Here is a 19,815-nt window from a genome sequence, read left to right as displayed (position 1 = left end):
CCGAATCGCATAGAAAAAGACATATTGTCTGCTACTCCGACGAGCGCAAGAGCAGAATAAAAAAAGGACCACCATGCTGGACTCCGTAGACGGTACCGCTTTCAACAACGAACAAGGCAATCGCGCGCGCAAACTTTTTGCAGCCGTGGTGCTGGCCGCGTTGGATGACGCGATCGCTGATGACAAAAAATACGGCAATGGCCCCGACCAGATTGCACGCTGGGCGCGTTCGCGTGACGGACGCGAAGTTTTGAGCTGTGCTGGCATTGACCCGAACGAACGTGTCGTGAAGGGTTTGATGGAGTTTGTTTCCAAAGGTATCCGTACCTCGGTTGCGCTGAGCCGCGAGGAAAGCGAACGCCGCAACGCCGCGCAGGCCGAAGCTGCATAAACAGGCAAGGCCTGTGGATTTCTGAAAGTCGCGCCCCCCTGCGGGCGCGTTTTTCGTTTGCGGGGCTGGTAAAGTCGGTTCGGGGCTGGGCAGCCTTCGGAAAAGACCCTATGCAACCGTTATGACCAAAGCGATTATGATACAGGGCGCGGGCTCGAATGTGGGAAAGTCCCTGCTGGTTGCAGGGATCGCGCGCGCCTGTGTTGCGCGCGGATTAAACGTCGCACCATTCAAGCCGCAAAACATGTCAAACAATGCCGCAGTCACCGTGGATGGGGGCGAAATCGGGCGGGCACAAGCGCTTCAGGCGCGCGCCTGCGGTTTGGACCCGGTGGTCGACATGAACCCGGTGCTGTTGAAACCCGAAACCGACACTGGTGCACAGGTGATTGTTCAGGGGCAGCGCTTTGCGACAATGAAAGCCCGAGACTACGGCAAGGCCAAAGCAGATTTGATGCCACGTGTTTTGGAGAGCTTTCACCGATTGAAAAAGGGGCGCGATCTGGTCATCGTGGAAGGTGCCGGAAGCCCCGCCGAGATCAACCTGCGGGCGGGCGACATTGCCAATATGGGCTTTGCCGAAGCTGCAGACCTGCCTGTCTTGCTGGCGGGCGACATTGATCGTGGCGGCGTCATTGCCCAACTGGTCGGCACCCATGCCGTGCTGCCTGCGGATGATCGAAACCGGATCAAAGCCTTTCTTGTGAACAAATTTCGCGGCGACCCCACCCTTTTTGCCGATGGCGCGTCCGAGATCGCGGCGCGAACCGGATGGCACGATCTGGGCACATTGCCCTGGTTTAGCGACGCCTGGCGTCTGCCCGCCGAAGATGTCATGGACATCGCTAGCCGCGCCGGTGGGGCATTCAAGATTGCCGTGCCACGCTTGAACCGGATCGCCAATTTTGACGATCTGGACCCTTTGGTGAACGAACCTGACGTGACGGTCGAAATCATCGAACCCGGCCGCGCTTTGCCCGGCGACGCGCATCTGGTTCTTATTCCCGGCTCTAAATCCACAATCGCTGATCTGGCGGATTTCCGTGCACAAGGTTGGGACGTTGATCTTGCCGCCCACCTCAGGCGCGGTGGGCATGTGCTTGGCATTTGCGGTGGTTATCAGATGTTGGGGCAAGAGATCATAGATCAAGACGGGATCGAGGGTACGCCAGGTCGTGTGATGGGGTTGGGACACCTGAACATCACAACCTATCTTGAACCCAAGAAGACGCTGGCAATGACCCAAGCCATTCATTTGGCTTCGGGAAAGCGCTTATCCGGCTATGAAATTCATCTGGGCCAAAGCACCGGCCCCGATACATCGCGCGCATGGCTATCCGTGGATGGCCGACCGGAAGGCGCAGCCAGTGCAGATGGTCGCGTTTTGGGGTGTTATTTGCATGGCCTGTTCTCAGCCGACGGCTTCAGGCAGGTCTATCTTGAACAGTTGGGTGGGCAGGCTGGCGTGACCGGGTTTGAAGCCCGTATAGACGATACACTGGAGGCTTTGGCGCAACACGTCGAAAACCATCTGGACCTAGACCGGTTCCTGGACTTGGCCCAATAGCGGCTGGATTTCTACTCCAACCCTTTCAAGGTCAGGGCGCGCTCAATCTCGCGCCGAACAAAGCGGCGGATGGATTGGGTAATCTTCTCGCCCACTTCGCCTTGCAGCTCTTCGCGCACTAGACGGGCTACCATCGCCTGAACAACTTCTTCGTCGATAATATCAGTGTCGTCACCGACAATCTCGACGTCGCCGGCATGCGCGTCAGGCACGAGCGGTGCTGAGTGGTTTTGCCGTAGTTCGGTAGGTGGCTGGCGTTCTGCGTCCGTTGCATCTTTCACAGCGACAAAAGGAGCTTCCGGCGCATCTTCGCCCTTGGGCCAGTCACGCGTTTCGGTATCGGTAATGCCCTCGTCACTGTCAGTCCGCAGGCGCGCGGCGTGAAACATCAATACGTCGGACTGAGCAGTCTCGTCGCCTTCATCTGCCTCCCATGCGTCGGGTTTTTGGTTGGCCGAATATTCAAACTCCGCGAACCGCCCTGTCAGAGTTGCGGCATCTTGTTCAGCTTCCGGCGTAAGGGGCGGCAGCTCTTCCGCATCCTCAACGGGCGTTTTGGAATAGCCGCGATGTGAGAAGACTGGGATCGGGTGGTCGTCTGTGCTTGAGCGAGGCGTCTCAGCCGCTGCCTGCAGGCGCTCCGCTTCCTGCGGCTTTTCCTCGCGGGTGTTTGGTTTCGCAGCCTCGTCAACATGGCGACTTCGGGTGCCAGCGCCAATTACCGGATCTTCCAGTTCCAAAACCCGATCGCTTTGGGGCGCCGGAGAGGAGGGTTTGCTGTTGCTTTCGTCATGGACACGGAAAGCCGGGGTCAAAACCAGCTTTTCGGTTTTTGTCGAAGCTTCTTGCCCTTCAGAAGCTTTGCTTTCAGAGATCAGCCGACGAATCGACGAAAGGACATCTTCGATCTCGGCATTTGAAACCGGGTCAGACATGCAATAACACCTGCAAAATTGTTCCTTGGACCGGTCTAGCCGGCCTTCATTACAAGAACTCTACCGAATGCAACGCGTTCGCACAACTGAACGAACTGTTTCAATTTTTGCCAAGAGCTTCCAATAAGCTGTCCAACCGCTTGCCCTGTGGGCTGACGCGGTGCACCGGAGCCGACTTTACAGTGTTGAAATAAGCCTCGGGATCATAGGTCACGACGCCAAGTTTCAGATGCTCGGCCGTCAGCAACCCCATCGACGACAACAGGGAATATGCAGCAAGGTACTGATTGGATTGGGCCGTAATGCGGCTGGCTTCTGCGTTCAGAAGCTCCTGTTCGGCATTCAAAACGTCCAATGTTGTGCGCGAGCCCAGCGATGCTTCTTCGCGAGCACCACGAAGCGCCACGCGGCTTGCCCGGATCTGCCGCTCGGTCGCCTCAAGCGACGCTGCGGCGATGGCCAGTTGCGCCCAGGCGTTCGCAACGCCCTGATCCACTGCCAGCCGTGTTTGATGCAGTCCCGCACGGGCCGCTTCGGTATTTGCCACGGCTTTCCGATATTCGGCCGACAATTTTCCACCCGAATAGATCGTGCCTTGAACCGCCACGCCAACGTTGTTCGAGAAGAAATCCGTCCCGCCCGCGTCTTGCCATTTTGTCTGCGCGCTTCCGACCAACGCCGGTTTCATCGCCGCCATCGAAATCTCGATGGCCAGATCAGCCGCTGCCACGTTGTGTTGCGCTGCAAGAATATCGGGGTGACGTTGCCGGGCAATGCCTTGCGCTGCATCTAATGTTTTAGCCGTCATGGGCAAAGCCGGTGGCGCCGAGAGCGAACCGGGCAGTTTGCCAGTCGCAGCGCGATATTCTTCTCGCGCAATCGCTAGATTGCCGCGTGCGGACGCCTCGCTCGCACGGGCAGCCGCCAGCCGGGCCTGTGACAAAGCGACGTCCGTTTGGGTCACCTCGCCAACCTCAAAGCGATCATTTGCAGCCCGCAGTTCCTGCGTCAGCACCCGGACCGAATTTCCCTGAAGCTGTGCGTTTTCAACGGCGGAACGGACGTCAACATAGGCTTTGACAGCCCGCAACAAAATCTGTTGCTCGACACTGGTCAAACCGTCGCGTGTCGCCAGCACGATCTCTTTCTGCGCGGCGATCGCAGCTTTGCCGCGGCCGAAATTGAAGATCAGAAACTCGGCCGTCAATTGAGCCGACGTGCCCCAGAAAGAGTTTCCGGAAACGCTAGCATTGGGGTCCGTCCACCCGTGCTGAATGGCATAGCTAAGCGTGGGTCGCAAAGCGGCTTGTGCAATCGCAACATCTTCGTCAGCGGCGCGCAGAAGGGCTTGGTTTTGCGCAAGCAATCCGCTGTGTTTGTAGGCAGCAGCCATCGCGTCGGACAAGGTTTCGCCAAAGGCCATTGGCACCGATGCGACAGAAACACCGATTGCCAGTACAAAGCTGGCCCATTTTTTCCCAAACCGTTTGGTCATCTCGCCACCTTATTAACCTCACATGCGGTGTGGCCCAGCACAGACCAACCTAGCATCGCATTATAGAACGAATTTCCGAGGCGTCTGGAATCCGTCGATCACAGGAGCGCCTGCGCTGAAGCTATGGCGCCAAACGACGTTACCGTCGATCTTGTAGCCCACTTTAACGGTGCCCAGCATACCTTCAGCGAAGATGCCACAGATACGCCCGCCATCTTTGAGTTGCTCGGTGATCGCCGAAGGCACAACTTCAACCGCGCCTTGGATCAAAATCACGTCATAGGGGCCGTTCTTGGCGTTTCCTTCCACCAGCGAACCAGCAATGACAGCGACATTGTCTGCGCCATGTTCCGACAGGTTGGCTTGGGCATCCGCCGCCATTGCTTCATCTTCTTCAACCGCAACAACGAAATCCGCCAAGCGTGCAATAACGGCAGAGCTGTAACCAAGCCCACATCCCAGATCGAGCACCATTTCGTCACGCTGAATATCGACCGCATCCAGCATCTTGGCCAACGTACGCGGCTCAAGAACCACCCGACCGCCTTCAAGTGCGATATTCTCGCCCATATAGGCTGCTTCACGTTTCCCATCAGGTACATAGTCTTCGCGCGGGACGGAAAGCATAGCGTCGATAATTGGGAACTTGGTCACATCAGACGGGCGGACTTGTGTGTCCACCATCATCGTGCGGCGCATGGCAAAGTCGGTCATGTTTAGCCTATCTATTCAGAGCGTCTGGCTTCTCTTGCCATAGTTAGCCAGACGCGGCAATCCCGCAAGGCCCGATCCGGATAATGCGTCGCAGTCCGCCGAAAGCTGACCGAGCCCATAGTTTTGCATCCACACTGCAGTTCCGGGCTGGACATGCCCCCAGAATAGGCGCTAGAGAACCCCAACACCACGGATGGCGAGTTGGCGGAGTGGTGACGCAGCGGATTGCAAATCCGTGTACACCGGTTCGATTCCGGTACTCGCCTCCAATCGTGCTATAAGCTGTCCCACTGATCGGTCTGACTTGAAAACGCACCGACATGGCCAATCCAATGCATGCGCATGCCAACTTAGATGCTGACTTTTTCAGTGAAGGGACGTGTAGGCGCCAATGTTAAATGAGCCAATGCGTTTTCCATCGGTCACCTGATGATGAAGGATGCCGGTTTCAGCCAAGCGGTGCGAGCTGGGCCATTAGCAGGCATCGGTAGGACCGCGGCGAAAGGCGATGTGTATCCGCCTTTCTGTTAGGTTTCTTCCGCATGCCATTCTAAGCCGGTGTTTGCGACACCGGCATGCCCATGGAAATTTAACGCGCAAAGCACTACCTCTATACTCTGACACAAAGACAGAGGGGTATCTGACTTGAAGACTTACCAAAAAACCGCAGACGCCATCGCCAAACTGTCGCCTGAACAATACCATGTGACGCAGGAAAACGGCACCGAGCGGCCCGGAAGTGGCGAATATCTGGGGAACAAGGAGCCGGGCATCTATGTGGATATCGTCACGGGCGAACCCTTGTTTGCGTCAACGGAGAAATACGAAAGCGGTTGCGGATGGCCCAGTTTCACCAAGCCGATCGAACCCGCGCATGTGACGGAGTTGCGCGACGCGACGCTGGGCATGGTGCGGACCGAGGTACGTTCGGCGCATGGCGACAGCCATTTGGGTCACGTGTTCCCAGATGGCCCGAAAGACCGGGGCGGTCTGCGCTACTGTATCAACTCAGCCGCGCTTCGTTTTGTGCATCGTGATGACATGCAGGCCGAGGGCTATGGCGACTATATCAATCAAGTGGAGGATATTTGATGGCAGAACAACGCGCAGTCTTTGCTGGTGGGTGTTTTTGGGGCATGCAGGATTTGATCCGCAAGTTGCCCGGCGTCACCTCGACCCGTGTGGGATATACCGGCGGTGACGTGCCAAACGCGACCTATCGCAACCATGGCACCCATGCTGAAGGGATCGAGATCTTGTTCGACCCGGACCGGATCACCTATCGTCGGCTTTTGGAGTTCTTCTTCCAAATCCACGACCCCACCACGCCCATGCGGCAAGGCAACGACCGGGGCAGCTCGTATCGGTCCGCCATCTATTACGTGGATGACGTGCAGAAGGCCGACGCCCTGACCACCATCGCCGATGTCGACGCCTCTGGCTTGTGGCCCGGCAAGGTTGTGACCGAAGTCGAACCTGTCGGCGATTTCTGGGAAGCAGAGCCGGAGCATCAGGATTATCTGGAGCGTATTCCCCACGGCTATACGTGCCATTTCGTGCGTCCTGACTGGGTGCTGCCCAAGCGTGACGCAGCAGAATAACGACCAAGCCAGCCCGCAACCTTTTGATCTGCGGGCTGGTTTTAACACCTAACTTGCCGTCGGGCCGCAGCGAAAGACCTTGCCGCCCTTGCCCGCATGTCGTTATCTGCTCAACGATCATGTTTGCCTCACGCGCCCTCTCCTTTTCCGCTTCGCTTATCTGCGCGGTCTTTGCAGCTTTCATAAGCGCGGCGGCTGTCTGGGCCGATGATATCACCGTGTTTGCTGCTGCGAGCCTAAAGGACACTTTGGATGAGGTTGCGCTGAACTACGAGGACCAAACTGGCAGCACAGTGAACTTGTCTTATGCCGGGTCATCTGTGCTTGCGCGTCAGATATCACTTGGTGCGCCTGCGGACGTTTTCCTTTCGGCCAACACGGACTGGATGGATGTGCTTGAGCAAAGCGGCCACATCCTGCCCGGTTCGCGAGTTGATCTTTTGGGCAATACACTGGTCCTGATTGCGCCCGCTGACGCGACCGCGCCCTCTGCCAATGAGTTAGCAGACCTAGCGGGATATCTCGACGGTCGGCGGCTGGCCATGGGACTGGTCGAGGCGGTGCCTGCCGGCATCTATGGGAAAGCGGCGCTTGAAGCCTTGGGCCAATGGGACGCCATCGCCCCGCTGGTCGCGCAAACTGACAATGTACGTGCGGCGTTGGCATTGGTGGCGCTTGGACAGACGCCCCTGGGCATTGTCTATGGCAGTGATGCGCAGGCCGAACCGAAAGTGCAGATTGTCATGAGTTTTCCAGCCGACAGCCACCCTGCCATTCGGTATCCTGCGGCCATCGTCGCAGGTAAAAACCAAGATGCAGCCCGCGCGTTTCTGGACTGGCTGCAGCGATCGGCGGTGTTGTCTGTTTTCCAAAACCACGGCTTCACCACGTTGGAGGGGTCATGACCAGTTGGCTTGGTCCGCAGGAATGGCAGGCCGTCGTGCTGTCGCTGAAGGTCGCCTTCTGGGCGACGGTGCTTTCCCTGCCCTTTGCCATTTTTGTCTCTCACGCGTTGGCGCGGTGGGATTTTCCCGGCAAGCAGGTTGCAAACGGCTTGGTTCACCTGCCGTTGATTTTGCCTCCAGTCGTCACCGGCTATCTTTTGTTGCTGATTTTCGGTGTCACCGGACCCGGTGGCCGGGTGCTTGATGCGTTGGGGCTGAGCATTGCCTTCCAGTGGACGGGCGCGGCGCTGGCGGCCGCAATCATGGGATTCCCGCTGATGGTCCGCGCCATCCGCCTGTCGATCGAGGCGGTTGATCAACGGTTGGAAGAGGCCGCCGCAACCCTTGGGGCCAGCCGGTTGCGGGTCTTTTTGACAGTCACGCTACCGCTCGCGCTGCCCGGGGTGCTGACCGGTACGATCCTTGGCTTTGCCAAAGCGATGGGGGAATTTGGCGCAACGATCACCTTTGTGTCGAACATTCCCGGTCAGACACAAACCTTGCCCTCGGCAATTTATAGTTTTTTGCAAGTGCCCGGTGGTGAAACAGCAGCACTACGGCTGGTTGTCGTCTCGATCATCATTGCGATGGCGGCGCTGATCCTGTCCGAGGTCTTTGCCCGCCGCCTTGCCAACCGGATGGAGGGCGCATGATCCCCCACGCCCTGTCCGTCCATCTGCGTCAGACCATGGATAGCTTCGCGCTGTCAGTGGATTTCGACGCGCCCGCCGGTCTGACCGTGCTGTTCGGCGCATCGGGTTCGGGCAAAACATCCGTGATTGATGCGGTTGCCGGGCTGAGCCGCGCCGCAACTGGGCGCATCGCCGTCGGGGATCAGGTACTGATGGACAGCGCGCAAAACCTGCACCTGCCCGCACACAAACGGCAACTCGGGTACATCTTTCAGGATGCCCGCCTGTTTCCGCACATGAGCGTCGCGCGCAACCTCGATTACGCCCGGTGGGTGACAGGACAGGCTAAAGACCAGCCCGCCTTTGATCGCGTGGTCGAAATGTTGGGCATTGGCCCGCTTATGTCGCGTCGTCCTGCCCGGCTGTCTGGCGGGGAAACGCAGCGTGTCGCAATTGGACGCGCCCTGTTGGCGCGCCCAAAGCTGATCTTGGCAGACGAGCCGCTGGCGGCGCTGGATGATGCCCGCAAAGACGAAATCCTTCCGTATTTCGAGCGTTTGCGCGACGAAAGCGATGTCCCGATCCTTTATGTCACCCATGCGGCGACCGAGGTGGCGCGGCTGGCTACCACGGTTGTGGCACTGGACGCGGGCAAGGTGGTCCGGCAAGGAACGGCCGCCGAGGTTCTGGGCGATCCCAGCTTTACCCCCGGCCGCGTGCGTGACATCGGCGCCGTGATTGAAGCGCGGGTTTCAACCCATCACCCGGACGGGCTGACCGAGCTGGACGCCGGCGGGCTGCCTTTGCTTTTGCCACATGTCGACCGATCTGTTGGCGACAAGCTGCGCCTGCGCATCGCCGCGCAAGACGTGATCCTGTCCAAGACGCGGCCTGAGGGATTATCAGCACTGAACATTCTACCGGGTACAATTGCAGACATCCGGCGAGGCGACGGTCCGGGCGCAGTCGTTTCACTTGATACGGCGGCAGGGCGTGTGCTGGCGCGCGTGACGAAACGCTCTGTGCTGGGGTTGGAACTGCGACAGGGCACCGCTGTCTTCGCGGTGGTCAAATCCGTTGCTGTCGCGCCGGGCGATGTCGGTGGAGCATCCCGCTAGAGCTTATCGCGCAGAGAGAACCAGAACATCGCAGCGACCAGCAACGGCCAACGCATTGCGACACCACCGGGAAAGCGCGGCGTCGGCACGGACGCCATAAGGTCAAACCGTTCCGCCTGCCCGGTAATTGCTTCTGCCGCCATCTTGCCGCCGAGCGTGGCCATTGCCACCCCATGACCGGAATAGCCAGACGCCGACAGTACATTGCCTTGAAGGCGGGCGAAGTGTGGCATGCGATTGAGGGTGATGCCCAAAGTACCGCCCCACGCATAGTCGATCTTGGTGTCTTTGAGTTGCGGGTAGATTTCCAACATTGGTTTCGACACCAGTTTCACAATGTCTTTGGGAAAGCGGTAGCCGTAGCTCTCTGCCCCGCCAAACAGCATCCTGTTATCTTCCGACAGTCGGAAATAGTTGATCACAAATTTGCTGTCGGCCACCGCATGACCGTCGCGGATCAACGACTTCGCAAAGCTTTCATCAAGCGGCTCAGTCGCAAGGATGTAATTGTTGATCGGCATAACCCGTGCAGCCACGCTGCCTTCGACATTGCCGAGATACCCGTTGCAGGCCCACAGCACATGCCCCGCAGTAATGCGCGACGTATCGGTTTTCACAACAACTTTCGCGCCATCTGTCACGCTGGTGACGCGGCTTGTCTCGAATATCCGCGCACCCGCAGCCACTGCAGCGCGCGCCATACCAAAGGCCAGCCGAAGCGGATGCGTATGCCCCCCGCCTATGTCCAGCGAGCCGCCGTGATAGGCTGGCGACCCGCACAAACTGCGCATCTCGTCGCGATCCACGGTGCGGATCAGATCATATAGATAGTCTTCGTTCAGCTTGCGGACATAAGCGTGGTCTTCGGGCACGTAACGGGGCCGGTGCATGGCGTGCAGGATACCGTCGGTGAACCCGGCTTCTGGCGCATGTTTGGCCACGATATCGCGCACCAACTGAACACTTTCCAAAGCCATGTGCCACAGCTTGCGGGCGTCATCGCGCCCAACCATCTTTTCCAGCGCGTCCTGATCAAGGCGTTGCCCAATGCCCACCTGCCCGCCATTGCGGCCAGAGGCACCGAAACCCACGCGCTGTGCCTCTAACAACACGACATCATAACCGCGCTCGGCCAGATGCAGAGCCGCAGAAAGGCCCGTGAACCCGCCACCGACAATGCAAACGTCGCATGTCAGATCGCCCGACGCCGCCGGATAAGGTCCAGGTGCATCAGCTGTGGCGGCATACCATGATTGCGGGTGTTTCCCGTGCCGGTCATTGGCGGTCAAAAGATCCATCAAACCCTCGTGGAAAAGGCCGGGATCGACCCGGCCCACCCTAGTTTAGCCTGCAACCAGCAGACCTTTTTCCTTCACGATCTCATACGCCTCATCCAGCGACTTGCGGGCGCGTTCGATAAAGATGTCAATCTCGGCTTTGGTGATCACCAACGGGGGCGAGATGATCATTCGGTCGCCCGAATGGCGCATGACCAGATTATTCGCAAAGCACCGCTCGCGGGTGATGTAGCCTACAGTGCCGGCGTCCGCCGCAAAGGGTGCACGCTTGGACTTGTCTGGCGTCAGCGCCAGCGACCCCATCATACCGACGAGCTTGGTTTCCCCGACCAAAGGATGATCAGCCAGCGAATGCCATTTCTCGGCCAGATAAGGCGCAGTTTCGTTGCGAACGCTGTCAATAATGCCTTCTTCTTCCAGAATGCGCAGGTTTTCCAAGGCCAAGGCACAGGCGACGGGGTGGCCTGAATAGGTATAGCCGTGATTGAATTCGGTCGCGGCAATCACTTCGGCAATCTTGTCGGATACGATTGACGCACCAATCGGGACGTAACCAGAGCTCAGACCCTTTGCGACGGTCATGATGTCAGGCTGGATATTCAGCGTCTGGCTGCCAAACCAATTGCCGGTACGACCAAAGCCAGTGATGACTTCGTCCGCGATCAACAGAATACCGTATTTCTTACAAATGCGTTGAATTTCAGCCCAATAGCCGTCAGGCGCGACGATCACTCCACCAGCACCCTGTATCGGCTCGCCAATGAAGGCCGCTACTTTTTCAGGGCCGACTTCTTTGATCTTGGCTTCCAATTGTTGCGCGCGCTCCAAGCCAAATGCCTCGGGATCGGTGTCGCCGCCTTCGGAATACCAGTTGGGCTGATCGATGAACTCAATGCCCGGAATGGGCAGGCTGCCCTGCTCGTGCATCCCTTTCATACCACCCAGTGACGTGCCGCCAATGGTTGACCCATGATAGGCGTTCCAGCGCGATATGATCACTTGGCGCTCAGGCTGGCCCTTCTCGGCCCAATAGGTGCGCACCATGCGGATGTTCGTGTCATTTGCGTCCGATCCGCCATTGGCGAAGAACACGTGGTTCAGATCGCCCGGTGCCAGTTCGGCCAATTTTTGGGCCAAAGCAATAGCGGGCACATGGGTTGTCTGGAAGAAGGTGTTGTAGAATGGAAGTTCGCGAATTTGGCGAGCAGCCACATCTGCCATTTCGCTGCGTCCATACCCGATGTTCATGCACCACAGACCGGCCATTGCATCAAGGATCCGTTCGCCTTCGCTGTCTGTCAGCCAGATACCTTCGGCAGAGGTGATGACGCGGACACCTTTTGCTTTCAGATCATCATCAGTGGTGAACGGATGCATATGGTGGGCGGCGTCGATGGCTTGAAGCTCGGCCGTGGGCAGATGGTTTGTGATCTTGTTCATTTCGGGAACTCCTAGAAACAGTCCGGCGCAAAGCATCTGGCATGGAATCAGTCCGCGCCGCTGCCTGCGAAAAGCTGTCGCCAGAATATGATCAAAAATTCCGCTGTCAACGAAGAGTCTGTAATGTGATCAAATCTTATCTGCCAACAGGGTCTCGCGCACCTGAGCGATTCCCTGTTCAATATCCCCGCGAACGGCCGCCGCGACACGATCAGCATCCCCTGATTTCAGGGCATCAATCGCTTCGACATGCTTGTCCGGCAGATTGGCGGTGCCATAACGGCCCAGCACAACGCGCAGCGATGGACCGGCCCGCAGCCAAAGCATATTTGCAATCGACGACAGAACCTCGGACTCGGCCAGATCGTATAGGTAGGCATGGAAACGGTAATTGTTTTCCAGATACCCGCGCACATCACCCCGATCGATGGCGGTGTTCAGCTGTTCATCATACTCGATGAGCCTGGCAATCTCTGGCACGCCTATGTTTTTGGTAGCCAAACGAGCCAACTCTGGCTCGACGCTCAAGCGAGCGAAGGCGATTTCATTCCATTGCGCCATATCCGGCTGCGGCACTGACACGCGTCGATTTCCTTTGAAGATCAGCGCGCCTTCTGACGTCAACCTGCGGATCGCCTCGCGCACTGGAGTCATGCCGACATCCAGCACACCAACCAAACCTTGTATGGTCACTGGCTGACCGGGTGCGAGTTCACCAAACAGAATCATCTCGCGCAATGCACGATAAACACGTTGGTGATCCGGCAATTTCGCGGGTTTCTCGGACACGCGCGTCCCCTTTGTAACTATTGTTTGCCAAATCTGGCCCCAAAGATAATCTTTGAAAGCAACCTACTATGCTATCCGTAATATTACCATATTGCGCAAATGGTATTTATTTGATCAAATGTCGCGCATCGGGGTTACGACCTCAAACAGGGAGAAACGAATAATGAAGAAGACTTGGGTAACTATGAGTGTCGCACTGGCGATGGGCGCAAGCGCTGCCATTGCCGAAGAGGTGCGTGTTTACAACTGGTCGGACTATATCGACGAAGAACTGCTGTCCAAATTCGAAGAAGAGACCGGGATCGACCTGGTCTATGACGTGTTCGATTCCAACGAAGTGCTGGAAACAAAAATGCTGGCGGGTGGCTCGGGCTACGATGTCGTTGTGCCCACCGCAGATTTTCTGCAACGCCAGATCACCGCTGGTGCCTTCCAAAAGCTGGACAAATCCCAGCTGCCGAATATCGCCAATATGTGGGACGTGATTGAAGAGCGCACCGCGCAATACGACCCCGGCAATGAATATGCGATCAACTATATGTGGGGCACAACAGGTCTTGGTGTTAACGTTGGCAAAGTGACAGAGATTCTGGGTGACGACGCACCTATCGACAGCATGGAGCTGGTGCTTAATCCAGCAAACATGGAAAAACTGGCAGAGTGTGGCGTGCATTTTCTGGATGCTCCCACCGAGATCATCCCAATGGCTTTGAAATATTTGGGTGAAAATCCTGACAGCGCCGATCCAGATGTGATTGCAAAGGTCGAACCCGTCCTAATGGCTGTCCGCCCCTACATTCAAAAATTCCACAGCTCAGAATACATTAACGCGCTGGCCAATGGGGACATCTGCGTAGCTGTCGGTTGGTCTGGCGATGTCTTGCAAGCTCGTGACCGCGCTGCAGAAGCCGATAACGGCGTGGAAATTGCATATAACGCCTTCGAAGAAGGCTCGCTTATGTGGTTTGACCAAATGGCGATCCCAACGGATGCGCCAAACCCAGAGGCAGCACACAAGTTCCTGAACTTCATCATGGATGCGGAAAACATGGCTGCGGCGTCGAATTACGTCTATTACGCCAATGGCAACAAAGCGAGCCAGGAGTTCCTACTTGAAGACGTTATCGGCGATCCGGCAATCTATCCGGGTGAAGAAACGGTCAAGAACCTCTATACCAAATCACCCTATGAATCGAAGGTTCAGCGCGTGCTGACGCGTATGTGGACCAAGATCAAATCAGGCACCTAAACCTGAAAACCTGCTCCCCCCGCTTGTGAAAACAGGCGGGGGGAGACGTCTTTTTTCCCTTCCGAGGTTATCATGTCTGACACCGCCACCGCACCGGTCTCTGTTTTCGCACCCTGGGAAGACCCCCAGGCCAAACCTTTGATCCAGTTTCAGAATGTCACCAAGCGCTGGGGAGATTTTACGGCAATCGACGACCTGTCGATCGACATCTATGCGCAAGAGTTTTTTGCGCTGTTGGGGCCGTCGGGCTGTGGCAAGACCACGATGATGCGGATGCTGGCAGGATTTGAAACCCCGACCGAAGGCAAGATTTTGATCGACGGACAAGATGTCGCCCGCATCCCACCGAACAAACGCGCTGTGAACATGATGTTCCAAAGCTATGCGCTGTTTCCACATTTGTCGGTGGCAGAGAACATCGCATTCGGCCTGAAGCGCGATAAGATGCCCAAAGACAAGATCGCCGCGCGGGTCGAAGAAATGCTGACCCTTGTGCAACTGAACAAATTTGCCAACCGCAAACCTCATCAAATCTCGGGCGGCCAGCGCCAGCGCGTTGCGCTTGCGCGGTCTCTCGCCAAAGCCCCCAAGTTGCTACTGTTGGACGAACCGCTGGGCGCTTTGGACAAGAAATTGCGCCAAGATACGCAGTTTGAACTGATGGACATTCAGGAAAAAACCGGCACCACCTTCGTGATCGTGACCCACGATCAGGAAGAAGCGATGACCGTCGCCAGCCGGATCGCCGTGATGGACCATGGCAAGATCGTTCAAGTGGACACACCGTCGAAGATTTATGAAGAACCGAAATCGATTTATGTCGCTGATTTTATTGGCGACGTGAACCTGATCAAAGGCAACGTGTCCAAATCCAGCGACGGACACGCGTCTATCTCATGGGCTGAAGGCCAACCGGCACTGTCCGGCATCACTCATCAGGACATCGAACTCGGCAGTGCCGCCACCCTTGCCGTGCGTCCGGAAAAGCTGAGTATCTATACATCGCGCCCAAAGGATCAGGCCAATGTGATCAAGGGTAAAGTTCTGGACATTGCCTATTTGGGCAACATGTCCACCTATGTGATCGAAACACCCTCGGGTGCGCTGTTCAAGGCGCAAATCGCCAACACGCGGCGTATTCAACGTCGTCAGATCACGTGGGAGGACACGGTGTACCTTGGCTTCACTGAAACAGCTGGCGTGGTGTTGAACACATGAGACGCTTCGCCCTGATATCGGTCCCTTACCTGTGGCTGTTGGCGCTGTTTCTGGTGCCCTTCCTGATCGTGCTGAAAATCAGCCTGTCAGACACAGCCCTTGCGATCCCGCCCTATACACCGACCCTTGATTTGTCACAGGGCTGGGAAGGTATTCGCACTTGGTGGGCCGATCTGGATATGGAAAATTTCTGGTGGCTCACCTCGGATGACCTATACTGGAAAGCCTACCTGTCCAGCCTGAAGATCGCCATTATCTCGACCATTCTTACACTGATGGTCGGCTATCCGATTGCCTATGGTATGACCCGTGCACCGGATGAATGGCGACCGACGCTGATGATGCTGATCATCCTGCCATTTTGGACCAGCTTCCTGATCCGTGTTTATTCGTGGAAAGCCATCCTGTCGAACGAAGGTCTGCTGAACCAGCTTTTGATGTATCTGGGGATCATTCAGGAACCATTGGTCATCCTGAACACCAACCTCGCCGTCTATATCGGCATTGTTTACACCTATCTGCCATTCATGGTGCTGCCGATCTATTCGGCGCTGGAACGGCTGGACGAAAGCCTGCTGGAAGCGGCCGAGGATCTGGGCTGTTCGCGCTTGAAAGCCTTCTGGCTGGTGACCATGCCGCTGTCTAAACAGGGGATAATTGCCGGGTCTTTCCTCGTTTTCATTCCGGCGATGGGCGAATTTGTCATCCCGGCGCTGCTGGGCGGATCGAAAACACTGATGATCGGTAAGGTTCTGTGGGAAGAATTCTTCTCGAACCGCGACTGGCCGGTCGCATCGGCAGTGGCCGTGATCCTGCTTCTTCTGCTGATCATCCCGATTGTCCTGTTCCAGCGGAACGAGGAAAAACAGAGGGAGGCCGAGAAATGAGACGTCTGTCCTGGTTCAACGCAGTTTCCCTGACACTGGGGTTTGCGTTTCTCTATATCCCAATGTTGATATTGATCACCTACTCATTCAATGCCGGTAAGCTCGTGACCGTTTGGGCGGGCTTCTCGACCAAGTGGTACGGAGAGTTGTTCCGCAACGAGGCCTTCTTGGATGCCGCGTGGGTCACGTTGAAAGTGGCCGTGATGTCATCCTCGATCGCAACCGTTTTGGGCACAATGGCGGCTTATGTCATGGTGCGCGCGGGCCGCTTCCCGGGTCGCACGATTTTTTCGGGTATGATCTACGCCCCGCTCGTGATGCCAGAAGTGATCACCGGCCTGTCGCTCTTGCTGTTGTTCATTTCCATCGGGCTGGACCGTGGGATACTGACCATTGTGCTGGCGCACACCACATTCTCGATGTGTTTTGTGTCGGTTGTGGTGTCGTCGCGGCTGGTAACTTTCGATCAGTCTCTGGAAGAAGCCGCGCTTGATCTGGGCTGCACGGGCTTTGAGGCATTCCGCCTTGTCACCCTGCCCATCATTATGCCCGCGGTAGTATCCGGTTGGCTGCTGGCTTTCACGCTGTCGCTGGATGACCTTGTGATCGCCTCGTTCACATCCGGGCCAAGCTCAACAACCCTGCCGATCAAGATTTTCTCGGCGGTGCGATTGGGTGTCAGCCCAGAAATCAACGCGCTGTCCACCATCATGATTGGCCTTGTTACCATTGGGGTTATCGGGGCCTCGCTGGCCTCCAAACGGTCCATCGCCAAACGTCAGAAAGACGAGCAGGAAGCTATAAAATGAGCGATTTTCTTAAAGAATATGCCCAATACTGCGAAAAGCATGGGCGCCCTGACCGGATCGAACTGATGTTATGCGACATCAATGCCGTGTTGCGTGGCAAATGGCTGCCGGGTGATGACGAAAAGAAGCTGTCCGAGGGCGCCGTGCGCCTGCCCCATTCCACCTATGCCCCCAATATTCTGGGCGCAGAGGTCTCGGAAACGGGTTTGGGCATCATCGTTGGCGACCCGGATGGGCGCATCGTTCCAATCCCCGGCTCGCTCAGGCCGGTTCCATGGGCCAAGGGCAATATGGTGCAAGTACAGGTCGAAATGCTCGATCCAGACACGGGCCTGATCAGTGAACTGTCTTCGCGCAAGTTGCTGGCGAATATGGTCGACCGGTTTCACGAAAAAGGCTGGCACCCCGTGTTGGCAAGTGAATTGGAATTCTATCTGATTCAGCCCCGCCAAAGCGAAGACGAGGCACCCACCCCACCCGTCCGCAGCCCGGACGCGCAGAATTATGACCTTGAAGTGCTGGAGCGCACCCAAGATGTGTTGGACGAAATTCTGGAAATGTCTGCGCAACAGGGGATCGCCACCGATACGCTGATCGCAGAATATGGACCCGGCCAGTTCGAAGTGAACTTCCACCACACGGATGACGTTATGAAAGCAGCCGACATGGCGCTGTTGTTCAAGCGGTTGGTGCGTGGCGTTGCGCGAAATCACGGGTTTGAAGCTACTTTCATGGCCAAGCCCTATGCCAACTTTCCCGGCAATGGGATGCATCTGCACGCGTCGGTCGTGGATCAGGATGGCAAAAACATCTTTGACGACGGCAGCGGAACGGCTTCTGATACATTGCGTGCCGCTGTTGGCGGATCGCTCGAGACGATGCGCGATCTTCAGGCAATATTTGCGCCGCACCTCAACTCCTACCGCCGCTATCGCCCGTTGGATTTCTCTCCTTCGGCACCAGATTGGGGCTATGACAACCGCGCCGCTGGGATTCGCTTGCCCGAGGTCTCGGGCCCCGGAGCCAGGCTGGAACACCGGATCGCCGGTGCAGATGTGAACCCCTACTTGGTGATCGCCGCCATTCTGGGCGGCATATTGCACGGATTGGAACACAAACCTGACCTGCCCTTGCCACTGGACGACCCGAATGCTGAACCCGCGCCGCGCCTGACTGCTGACTGGATCCGCGCCGTGGACCGGTTCTCGCAATCCGACATCGCCGCTGATATCTTTGGTGAACGCTACCGCGACATCTATTCCGCAGTACGACTGGATGAGATCGACCAACTGACCAATGAGATCAGCCATATCGAATACCGCGCGTATCTTGGCCGCCTATAACCCCCATGCCGCGCCGTATTTATGAAGACTACGCTTACGGCGACGCTGCACGTGCAGAGTGCATTTGGCCCCGCCCACAAGGCGATTGGCCATCGCTGGCGGAGGACACCCAAACCGAAGTGGCAATCGTCGGCGGCGGCTACACCGGCCTTTCTGCCGCGCTTCATTTGGCGCAAGCCGGGGTGCAAGTCACGCTGCTTGAGGCAAAAACGCCAGGTTGGGGTGCATCCGGCCGCAATGGTGGATTTTGCTCCGTCGGCGGAGACAAACGAGGTCTGAGCGCGATCCGCAAGCGTTTCGGCGCTGACGCGGCGTTGGCCTATTTCAATGCCCAGCGCGCGGCGATTGATCTTGTGGCACAGCTGCTTGTCACACACGATATCGATGCCGATACCCATTCAGACGGCGAGCTTAAACTGGCCCATCATCCTCGTATGCTGTCTGATCTGCGCGGGGACCAAAGCGAATGGACACAGTATGGTGTAGTTGCCGATCTGATAGAGCGCTCGGAACTCATAAACCGCGGCATGAATGGTGCGTTCCATGGTGGACTTCATGTCCGCGTGGGCTTCGCACTCAACCCGGGAAAATACGCAGCCGGCCTGGCCAACGCGGCACGTCACGCCGGAGTGGACGTACTTGGCAACAGCCCTGTCAAAAAGATCGCGCAGACCTACGCCAAATATGTCCTCGACACACCAAACGGTCAGCTGACCGCCGACAAGATCATCCTCGCGACAAACGGCTACAGCACGGACGGGGTGCCCGACTGGCTCACCGGGCGCTATTTGCCCGTGCAATCCAACATCCTTTTGACGCGACCGCTATCCGACGCTGAGATCACAGCGCAAGGCTGGACCACGGACCTGATGGCTTATGACAGCCGGAACCTTCTGCATTACTTTCGCCTGTTGCCCGACCGGCGCTTCCTGTTTGGCGCCCGGGGGAACATATCGGCCAGCGTACAGGGTCAGGCCGCAATGAGAGCCAGGCTAAGTCGGGAACTTGGCGCTTTGTTCCCGGTCTGGGCCAATGTCGACACGCCACATTTCTGGTCGGGGCTTATCAGCCTGTCGCGCGATCTTCTGCCTTATGCCGGGCCGATTGGCGACTGGGAAAACGCCTGGGCGGGATTGAACTATCACGGTAATGGTGTGGCAATGGCGACGTGGGTCGGCGCAAGGCTTGCAGATATGGCGCTTGGCCAAAGCTCTGTGCTGCCAGTGCATACCCGCACCCTGCCCCGCTTCCCATTCCCTAAACTGCGCCGCACCTATCTGCACGGCGCGTTCTTGGGGTATCGCTTCAAAGACGGCCCGCCACCGCGTTAAAGCCAAAGGCTTCTTCTGGCCAAAAATATCCTGGGGTGAATTGGCGCAGCCAAG

At 57.1% G+C, this 19,815-nt stretch carries 19 protein-coding genes and 1 tRNA gene; 14 read left to right on the top strand and 6 right to left on the bottom strand.

Annotated features, from left to right (window positions below; all coding sequences use genetic code 11):
- The first annotated feature begins 73 nt into the window (after nt 1-73).
- Nucleotides 74-391, top strand: a complete 318-nt coding sequence (locus tag K3556_RS04890; protein ID WP_091429074.1) for a DUF6280 family protein — start codon at nt 74-76, stop codon at nt 389-391.
- A 121-nt stretch (nt 392-512) separates the two neighbouring features.
- Nucleotides 513-1,958, top strand: coding sequence for a cobyric acid synthase (locus K3556_RS04885; protein ID WP_260518609.1), 1,446 nt, complete (start codon nt 513-515; stop codon nt 1,956-1,958).
- Nucleotides 1,959-1,969: 11 nt separating this feature from the next.
- Here the strand turns inward: K3556_RS04885 and K3556_RS04880 are convergent, their stop codons facing one another.
- From K3556_RS04880 to K3556_RS04870, 3 genes are all read right to left on the bottom strand, one after another.
- Nucleotides 1,970-2,893 carry a hypothetical protein gene (locus tag K3556_RS04880; protein ID WP_260518608.1) on the bottom strand — a complete coding sequence of 308 codons (924 nt, stop codon included), beginning with the start codon at nt 2,891-2,893 and terminating at the stop codon, nt 1,970-1,972.
- 100 nt (nt 2,894-2,993) lie between these two features.
- Nucleotides 2,994-4,388, bottom strand: coding sequence for a TolC family outer membrane protein (locus K3556_RS04875; RefSeq protein ID WP_260518607.1), 1,395 nt, complete (start codon nt 4,386-4,388; stop codon nt 2,994-2,996).
- Between the two features lie 60 nt (nt 4,389-4,448).
- Nucleotides 4,449-5,102 carry a protein-L-isoaspartate O-methyltransferase family protein gene (locus K3556_RS04870; RefSeq protein WP_260518606.1) on the bottom strand — a complete coding sequence of 218 codons (654 nt, stop codon included), beginning with the start codon at nt 5,100-5,102 and terminating at the stop codon, nt 4,449-4,451.
- Between the two features lie 195 nt (nt 5,103-5,297).
- Here K3556_RS04870 and K3556_RS04865 point away from each other — a divergent pair.
- The 6 genes from K3556_RS04865 to modC all read left to right on the top strand — a co-directional run bounded on the left by K3556_RS04865 (nt 5,298) and on the right by modC (nt 9,397).
- Nucleotides 5,298-5,371 (top strand) — tRNA-Cys (locus K3556_RS04865).
- A 376-nt stretch (nt 5,372-5,747) separates the two neighbouring features.
- Nucleotides 5,748-6,194, top strand: coding sequence for a peptide-methionine (R)-S-oxide reductase MsrB (gene msrB, locus K3556_RS04860; RefSeq protein ID WP_260518605.1), 447 nt, complete (start codon nt 5,748-5,750; stop codon nt 6,192-6,194).
- The gene (gene msrA / locus K3556_RS04855) at nt 6,194-6,703 is read left to right on the top strand and encodes a peptide-methionine (S)-S-oxide reductase MsrA (RefSeq protein WP_260518604.1); all 510 of its coding nucleotides are present in this window, start codon (nt 6,194-6,196) and stop codon (nt 6,701-6,703) included. The genes msrB and msrA overlap by 1 nt, the downstream gene beginning before the upstream one ends.
- Before the next feature lie 119 nt (nt 6,704-6,822).
- Nucleotides 6,823-7,608 carry a molybdate ABC transporter substrate-binding protein gene (modA, locus tag K3556_RS04850; protein ID WP_260518603.1) on the top strand — a complete coding sequence of 262 codons (786 nt, stop codon included), beginning with the start codon at nt 6,823-6,825 and terminating at the stop codon, nt 7,606-7,608.
- On the top strand, nt 7,605-8,300 hold the full coding sequence (modB, locus tag K3556_RS04845) for a molybdate ABC transporter permease subunit (RefSeq protein ID WP_260518602.1): 696 nt from the start codon (nt 7,605-7,607) through the stop codon (nt 8,298-8,300). Before modA ends, modB begins: the two co-directional genes overlap by 4 nt.
- Nucleotides 8,297-9,397, top strand: coding sequence for a molybdenum ABC transporter ATP-binding protein (gene modC / locus K3556_RS04840; RefSeq protein WP_260518601.1), 1,101 nt, complete (start codon nt 8,297-8,299; stop codon nt 9,395-9,397). Before modB ends, modC begins: the two co-directional genes overlap by 4 nt.
- Here the strand turns inward: modC and K3556_RS04835 are convergent.
- The 3 genes from K3556_RS04835 to K3556_RS04825 all read right to left on the bottom strand — a co-directional run bounded on the left by K3556_RS04835 (nt 9,394) and on the right by K3556_RS04825 (nt 12,924).
- Nucleotides 9,394-10,695 (bottom strand): NAD(P)/FAD-dependent oxidoreductase, encoded by a 1,302-nt coding sequence (locus K3556_RS04835; RefSeq protein WP_260518600.1) that lies wholly within the window; start codon nt 10,693-10,695, stop codon nt 9,394-9,396. The genes modC and K3556_RS04835 overlap by 4 nt on opposite strands.
- 45 nt (nt 10,696-10,740) lie before the next feature.
- Nucleotides 10,741-12,135: an aspartate aminotransferase family protein gene (locus tag K3556_RS04830; protein WP_260518599.1), complete on the bottom strand. Its 1,395-nt coding sequence runs from the start codon at nt 12,133-12,135 to the stop codon at nt 10,741-10,743.
- A gap of 129 nt (nt 12,136-12,264) precedes the next feature.
- Nucleotides 12,265-12,924: a GntR family transcriptional regulator gene (locus K3556_RS04825; protein WP_260518598.1), complete on the bottom strand. Its 660-nt coding sequence runs from the start codon at nt 12,922-12,924 to the stop codon at nt 12,265-12,267.
- A 163-nt stretch (nt 12,925-13,087) separates the two neighbouring features.
- Here K3556_RS04825 and K3556_RS04820 point away from each other — a divergent pair, with 163 nt between their 5' ends.
- The 6 genes from K3556_RS04820 (at nt 13,088) to K3556_RS04795 (ending at nt 19,761) form a co-directional block, all read left to right on the top strand.
- Nucleotides 13,088-14,173 carry a polyamine ABC transporter substrate-binding protein gene (locus K3556_RS04820; protein ID WP_312847280.1) on the top strand — a complete coding sequence of 362 codons (1,086 nt, stop codon included), beginning with the start codon at nt 13,088-13,090 and terminating at the stop codon, nt 14,171-14,173.
- 72 nt (nt 14,174-14,245) lie between these two features.
- On the top strand, nt 14,246-15,391 hold the full coding sequence (locus tag K3556_RS04815) for an ABC transporter ATP-binding protein (RefSeq protein WP_260518597.1): 1,146 nt from the start codon (nt 14,246-14,248) through the stop codon (nt 15,389-15,391).
- Entirely contained in the window at nt 15,388-16,278 is an 891-nt protein-coding gene (locus K3556_RS04810; RefSeq protein ID WP_260518596.1) for an ABC transporter permease subunit, read from the top strand. Before K3556_RS04815 ends, K3556_RS04810 begins: the two co-directional genes overlap by 4 nt.
- Nucleotides 16,275-17,087, top strand: coding sequence for an ABC transporter permease (locus K3556_RS04805; RefSeq protein WP_260518595.1), 813 nt, complete (start codon nt 16,275-16,277; stop codon nt 17,085-17,087). Before K3556_RS04810 ends, K3556_RS04805 begins: the two co-directional genes overlap by 4 nt.
- Nucleotides 17,084-18,430 carry a glutamine synthetase family protein gene (locus tag K3556_RS04800; RefSeq protein ID WP_260518594.1) on the top strand — a complete coding sequence of 449 codons (1,347 nt, stop codon included), beginning with the start codon at nt 17,084-17,086 and terminating at the stop codon, nt 18,428-18,430. Before K3556_RS04805 ends, K3556_RS04800 begins: the two co-directional genes overlap by 4 nt.
- A gap of 5 nt (nt 18,431-18,435) precedes the next feature.
- Entirely contained in the window at nt 18,436-19,761 is a 1,326-nt protein-coding gene (locus K3556_RS04795; RefSeq protein ID WP_260518593.1) for an NAD(P)/FAD-dependent oxidoreductase, read from the top strand.
- Nucleotides 19,762-19,815: the final 54 nt, after the last annotated feature.

Origin of the sequence: Aliiroseovarius sp. M344, from assembly GCF_025140835.1 — a bacterium.
Lineage (GTDB): Bacteria > Pseudomonadota > Alphaproteobacteria > Rhodobacterales > Rhodobacteraceae > Aliiroseovarius.
Note: the sequence above shows the minus strand (reverse complement) of the source record. Positions and strands in the feature narration are given on the sequence as shown.